Source organism: Mycolicibacterium palauense, assembly GCF_002592005.1.
GTDB classification, from domain to species: Bacteria; Actinomycetota; Actinomycetes; order Mycobacteriales; family Mycobacteriaceae; genus Mycobacterium; species Mycobacterium palauense.
The window spans coordinates 1-5,953 of record NZ_NVQF01000155.1 but is presented as its reverse complement, the minus strand read 5'-3'; the positions used below and the strand labels follow the sequence as shown (position 1 = coordinate 5,953).

Sequence of the window (5,953 nt, the reverse complement as noted above, 5' to 3'; positions counted from 1 at the left end):
CCGACCGAACGGGGGCACGATCTGTGTCTAGGACTCCAAGGTCCAGGGGGCAGGAGTGCTCACCCGTCGGCGGCTACCAGGCATCGAGTCTGCCGCAAAAGCCGACCCGATAACTCTGATTAGGGGGATCTGTCGAATTACAACAAACACCCTGATGAGCCCGATGACCACGCCATTGGCCGTTCACGCGGCGGGTTGACCACCAAGATCCACGCGTTGGCCGATCAGCACTGCAGCCCGGCCAGCATGGCACTCTCACCAGGGCAGGCCGGGGATAACCCGATGCTGTGGCCGCTGCTGACCGCCCACCGGGGTCCGAAGTTTCGGTTGCTCGCCGACAAGGCGTACTCACACGATTCGACCCGCGCCCGGTTGCGCCAACTCAAGATCGCCCACACCATCCCCGAGCGCAGCGACCAAATCGCACGCCGCAAGAGCAAGGGAAGCAAGGGCGGTCGACCACCAGCGTTTTCGGGGCGAATCTACAAGCACCGCAACACCGTCGAGCGATCCTTCAACCGCTTCAAGCACTGGCGAGGAATCGCCACCCGATACGACAAGTACGCCCTGAGCTACCTCGGAGGGGTAACCCTAGCCGCGATCATCATCAACCACCGCGTCCGCAATTGACAGACACCACCTAGGCTGGTTTGGTGACTCTCGTGCTGGGCCCCGTCCTGCGTCACGTCGGCGAGACGACGGCGACGGTGTGGGTGCAGACCGACGCGCCGGCCGAGGTGGCGGTGCTGGGCTGCACGGCGCGCACCTTCCAGGTCCAGGACTACCACTACGCGCTGGTGCCGGTGCAGGGCCTGGCCCCGGATTCGACCACCGAATACCAGGTGCACGTCGACGGCCACCGGGTCTGGCCGCAGCCCGATTCCGGGTTTCCGCCCAGCGTCATCCGCACCCGCGGCCCGGCCTCCGCGGAGCACCTGCGGGTGGTCTTCGGCTCGTGCCGGTATCCGAAGACGGGCATCGACGAGCTGGACTGCAGGCTCGGCCACGACGCCCTGGACAGCTACGCCGCCCGGATGAGCGGCCTGCCGACCCACAAGTACCCCGACGCGCTGCTGCTGCTCGGCGACTAGGTCTATGCCGACGAGCTGACCCCCGACGCCCGGCGGCACCTGGCCGGCCGGCGCCGGCTGCCGCGCCACCCACCCGACGAGGTGGTGACCTACTCCGAGTACGAGGACCTCTACCGGCACACCTGGACCGATCCGGAGATCCGCTGGATCCTCTCCACGGTGCCGACGGCGATGATCGTCGACGATCACGACATCCGCGACGACTGGAACACCTCGGCGGCGTGGCGCGCCGCGATGAGCGCCACGCCGTGGTGGCGCGAGCGGATCCGCGCCGGGCTGGCGTCCTACTGGGTGTATCAGCACCTGGGGAATCTGAGCCCCGATGAACTGTTCGCCGACAAGGACTTCGAATCGGTGCTGGCCGCCGACGGGGACACCTGGCCGCTGCTGGTCGACTTCGCCGACCGCGCCGACGGCGGCGGCGACGAGCGGGTACGGTTCAGCTTCCGGTGGGATTTCGGGCACAGCCGCCTGGTGATGGTCGATTCGCGCAACGCGCGCGTCCTCGGCGGCGGTGAGCAGAAGATGCTGGGCGACAGTCAGTTCTCCTGGCTGCGGAGCCAGGTCGAGGATCGCCCCGACACGCTGGATCATCTCTTGATCGGTTCGTCGCTGCCGTGGCTGCTGCCGCCGGTGGTCGGCGACCTGGAGACGGTCAACGAGATCGCCGCCGCCCGTCCGGGTCTGCGTGGCCGGCTCGGGGAGAAGATCCGCCAGGCCGCCGACCTGGAGCACTGGCCGGCGTTCATGACGTCGTTTCTGCGGCTGAGCGCATTGATCGCCGACACGGCCACCCGATCGCCGAGTGCCCCGGCGACGGTGACCGTGCTCTCCGGCGATGTCCACCACAGCTACGCCGCCCGCGCCGACTTCGGCCGGGCCACCTGCTCACGCATCCACCAGCTGGTGTGCTCCCCCGTGCACAACTACGTCCCGGCCTACGTCAAACCCGTTTTCACGCTGGGCTGGTCGCAGCGCCTGGCCCGGGTGACGCGGCGCTGGGCGCGCCGGGCCGGTTCGCCCGCGCTGCCGATGTCCTGGACGAACACGGTCGGGCCGCTGTTCGGCAACACCATCGCCACCTTCGAGGCCGCGGGGCGCTCGGCCGAGGTGGTGTTCGAACAGCCCGGCGCCACCGGCGATCTGCGGACGGCCGCGCGGGCCTCGCTCACCGGCTGAGGCCCCGGCGCGCCGGGGCCGGCAGCGCCCCGAGCAGCGCGGCGACGGCGGGCCCGAACCGCGCCCGGGTGGGGGTGGCGAACCCGGCCACGATCGCCGGGCGCTGGGGCCGGGTGCGCGAGTACCGCGACAGGCTGTGGGTCGCGACGCCGTCGGCCAGCGCCGCCGCGGCCCACGCCGCGGGGTCGACGTCGTCGCCGAGGGGAACCAGTGCGTGCAGGCCGGCGGGAATACCGGGTGCGGGGTGCCCGGCCTCACGCAGCGCGGCCTTCAGATATGCGCGGCGGCAGGCGTATTCGCGTCGTTGCCGCCGGATGTGGCGCTCGTAGTCACCGGTCCGGATGAGCTCGGCCAGCGCGAGCTGGTTGAGCAGCGGGGCCCCGCCGCTCAGCGCGTCGGCGGCGTCGATCACCGGGTCGACCAGCTCGGGCGGCAACACCAGCCAGCCCAGCCGCAGGCCGGGGTCCAGGGTCTTGCTCGTGCTTCCGGCGTAGACGGTGTGCTGCGGCGCCGAGCGCTGCAGGGCCGCGATCGGGTGCCGGTCGAACCGGAACTCGCCGTCGTAGTCGTCCTCGATGAGGTAGCCGCCGTGAGTGCCGGCCCAGTCGCAGATCCGTTGGCGCCGTGGCGGGCTCAACGCACCGCCGAGCGGGAACTGGTGCGACGGGGTGAGCAGCACCGCATCGGCACCGCCGCCCAGCCCGGTGAGGTCGGCGCCGTCGGCGTCGACGGGCAGGTCGAGGACGCCGAATCCGGCGGTGCGCCAGGGCCGGTCGATGCCCGGCAGGGAGGGATCCTCGATCGCGACGGTGCCGGCGCCCTCGGCGGCCAGGGCGGCGGCCAGCAGGGTGCAGGCTCCGCGGAAGCCGGTGCACACCACGATCCGTTCCGGTGTGGTCTGCACGCCGCGGGAGCGGGCCAGGTAGGCGGCCAGCTCGGTGCGCAGGGCCCGCGATCCGCGGCCACCGGACACCGCGAGATCGCCGTGCCCCGCGGTGAACTCGTCGTGGCCGGCCGCGCGCCTGGTTGCGGCCAGCCACCGCGCCGTGGGGAACGAGCCGCGCTCGGGGCGGCCGGGGCGCAGGTCGAACCGCGGCTCCGGCGGCGGGGCCGCGGTGTCCGGCCCGGTGACCGGGGCCCCGGCGCGGGCGACGTAGATCCCGGCGCGCGCCCGGGTGGTCAGCACCCCCTCGGCGATCAGGTCGTCGATGGCCGCCACCACGGTGGTGCGGGAGATGCCGAGTTCGGCGGCCAGTTCCCGGGTCGACGGCAGCCGGGTGCCGGGCGCCAGCACACCGTCGGCGACCGCGCCGAGCAGCGCGTTCTGCACCGCGCGGCCCTTCGGCAGCGCGGGGTCCAGGTGAAACAGCCGGTCCACTGGACCAGAATACTGGGCGTTCTCTGGACCTGTTGAGTGGTCCAGTGCACGTCGTACGGTACGGGCCGACCACTGGAAAGGGGGTTTCGAATGCGGGTTTTCCTCGCCGGGGGCTCCGGCGTGCTCGGCCGCGCACTCATCCCGTTGCTGACCGCGGCCGGCCACCAGGTGACCGCCATGACCCGCTCGGCGTCCAAGACGGCGCTGCTGGAGGGGCTCGGCGCGACGGCCGCACTCGCCGACGCCTACGACCGCGACGCGCTGTTGCGGTGCGTGGAGCGGGCCCGCCCGCAGGCGGTGGTGCACCTGCTGACCGACCTGAGCGCCGGGGACCCGGCCAGCAACGCCCGGCTGCGCACGACCGGCACCGGCAACCTCGTCGACGCCGCCACCCACGGCGGGGTGGACCACATTGTGGCGGAGAGCATTTCGTGGGTGTACCGGCCGGGGACCACGCCCGCCGACGAGGACGAGCCGCTCGACCTCGCCGCGCCCGCGCCGCGCGCCACCACCATCGCCGGGGTGCACGCGCTGGAGACCGCAGTCCTGGCCGTGCCGCGCGGCGTGGTGCTGCGCTTCGGGCAGCTCTACGGGCCGGGGACCTGGTATGCGCGCGACGGCCGCTTCGGCCGCGACGCCAGGGCCGGGCAGTTGCGCGCCACCGAGACCGTGGCGTCGTTCATCCACGTCGACGACGCCGCCCGCGCCGCCGCGGCGGCCCTGCACTGGCCGCCCGGGATCTGCAACATCGTCGACGACGAACCCGCCGCCGGGCACCGCTGGGCACCGTGTTTCGCCGCCGCGGTCGGCGGCCCCGAGCCGGTGGCCACCGAATCCGGGGACATCGGGCGCCCGGTGTCCAACGCCCGCGCACACGGGTGCGGCTTCGCGCCGCGGTTCGCCAGCTGGCGTGACGGGTTCGCCACGCTGTGAGCAGACCGTTTCGCCCCGGCACCTGGCGGCAGGCGGTGCTCACCTTCTCGGCGGTGCTGCCGGTCAGCCTGGCCCTGCACGTGCTGCTGGGCCCGCTGGCGCACCCGTGGCCGTCGCTGCTGGAGGTGTTCGTCAACGCCGCGGTCCTGGTGGCCGTCCTGAACTGGGTGCTGCTGCCCGCGCTGCACTGGCTCACCCGGGGCTGGGCGGCACCCGAGAGCCCCGAGGCGGAGCCCGACGGCTAGAAACCGAGGGCGCCGCAGTCGTTTTACTCAGCGTTGACACCGCTTTTCACGGCCGACACGCACCGCTGGCGATACTCGTTTCGGTACATCAGCGCCCCGAAACGAGATCCCATGACCGAGCTGCACCATGTCCCGGCCGCCACGCCGCCCGCCGAGTTGTCCGACTGCCTGCGCCGCGACGGCTACGTGATCGTCGACAACCTGGTGCCCACGGAGCTGATGGACAGCATCGACGACGAACTGGGGCCCTACCTGGACGCCACGCCCATGGGCTACAACGCGATGATCGGACGCAAGACGCGGCGCACCGGGGCGCTGGTGGCCCGCTCCCCCGCCTGCCGAACGCTGATCCAGAACCCCACCATGCTGGGGGTGTGCCGGGATTTCCTGGGACACGCCAGCGCATTTCAGCTGATGCTGACCCAGGTGATCTCGATCGAGCCCGGCGAATCCGACCAGGCGCTGCACCGCGATCAGAACGCCTTCGACTTCTACCCGTTCCCCGACGACTACCACGTGCAGTGCAACACGCTGTGGGCACTGTCGGACTACACCGCCGAGATGGGCGCCACCCGGGTGGTGCCCGGCAGCCAGGTCGGCGACAAGAAGCCCACCGACTACGCCGACGACGAATGCCTGCAGGCCGAGATGTCGCGTGGCTCGGTGCTGATCTACACCGGCAAGATCGTGCACAGCGGGGCGGCCAACCGCTCCGAGAAGGTGCGCCGGGCCATCAACGTCAACTACTGCGTCGGCTGGGTCCGCCAGGAGGAGAACCAGTTCCTGTCCACCCCGCCGGAGGTGGCCAGAACCCTCGACGACGACCTGCTCAAGCTGATCGGCTATCAGGAAGGCGCCTGGGCCATGGGCTATTTCCGCGACTTCGAGGATCCGCTGCGGGCCGTGCGCGGCGACGCGGTGGCCTACGGCTTCGACGCCAGCCGCCTCAACGGCAACGCCGGCGCGTCCTTCGCCGATCAGCTGACCCACAGCGAGTAAGGCACCCACGCCCGCGCCGGGTCGGGCCTCGCCGGGGCCGGGCCCGCGATCACCGTCGACCCGGGCCCCCGGTTCCCTGATCCTGCCCCTCATACACATCCCCCAGCCCCCGCGGCCGAGGCCGACCC

At 71.7% G+C, this 5,953-nt stretch carries 4 protein-coding genes and 2 pseudogenes; 5 read left to right on the top strand and 1 reads right to left on the bottom strand.

All coding sequences use genetic code 11. The features are described 5' to 3' along the window. Positions 1 to 123 precede the first annotated feature (123 nt). Both CSR00_RS29095 and CSR00_RS29090 read left to right on the top strand, forming a co-directional pair. Positions 124 to 630 (top strand): annotated as a pseudogene (locus CSR00_RS29095) (IS5 family transposase); the annotation flags it as partial. Positions 631 to 653: 23 nt separating this feature from the next. Then, a pseudogene (locus CSR00_RS29090) lies at positions 654 to 2,270 on the top strand (alkaline phosphatase D family protein). Here the strand turns inward: CSR00_RS29090 and pdxR are convergent. Then, positions 2,260 to 3,648 carry a MocR-like pyridoxine biosynthesis transcription factor PdxR gene (gene pdxR / locus CSR00_RS29085; RefSeq protein ID WP_218014564.1) on the bottom strand — a complete coding sequence of 463 codons (1,389 nt, stop codon included), beginning with the start codon at positions 3,646 to 3,648 and terminating at the stop codon, positions 2,260 to 2,262. The pseudogene CSR00_RS29090 and the gene pdxR sit on opposite strands and share 11 nt — an antisense overlap. 90 nt (positions 3,649 to 3,738) lie before the next feature. On the opposite strand from pdxR, the gene CSR00_RS29080 reads away from it, so the two are divergent. The 3 genes from CSR00_RS29080 (at position 3,739) to CSR00_RS29070 (ending at position 5,825) form a co-directional block, all read left to right on the top strand. Further along, complete coding sequence (locus tag CSR00_RS29080; protein WP_099025830.1) at positions 3,739 to 4,581, top strand: NAD-dependent epimerase/dehydratase family protein; 843 nt, start codon at positions 3,739 to 3,741, stop codon at positions 4,579 to 4,581. Beyond that, positions 4,578 to 4,826 (top strand): putative antibiotic biosynthesis monooxygenase, encoded by a 249-nt coding sequence (locus CSR00_RS29075; RefSeq protein ID WP_099025829.1) that lies wholly within the window; start codon positions 4,578 to 4,580, stop codon positions 4,824 to 4,826. The genes CSR00_RS29080 and CSR00_RS29075 overlap by 4 nt, the downstream gene beginning before the upstream one ends. Positions 4,827 to 4,937: 111 nt before the next feature. After that, the gene (locus CSR00_RS29070; protein WP_099025828.1) at positions 4,938 to 5,825 is read left to right on the top strand and encodes a phytanoyl-CoA dioxygenase family protein; all 888 of its coding nucleotides are present in this window, start codon (positions 4,938 to 4,940) and stop codon (positions 5,823 to 5,825) included. Positions 5,826 to 5,953 lie beyond the last annotated feature (128 nt).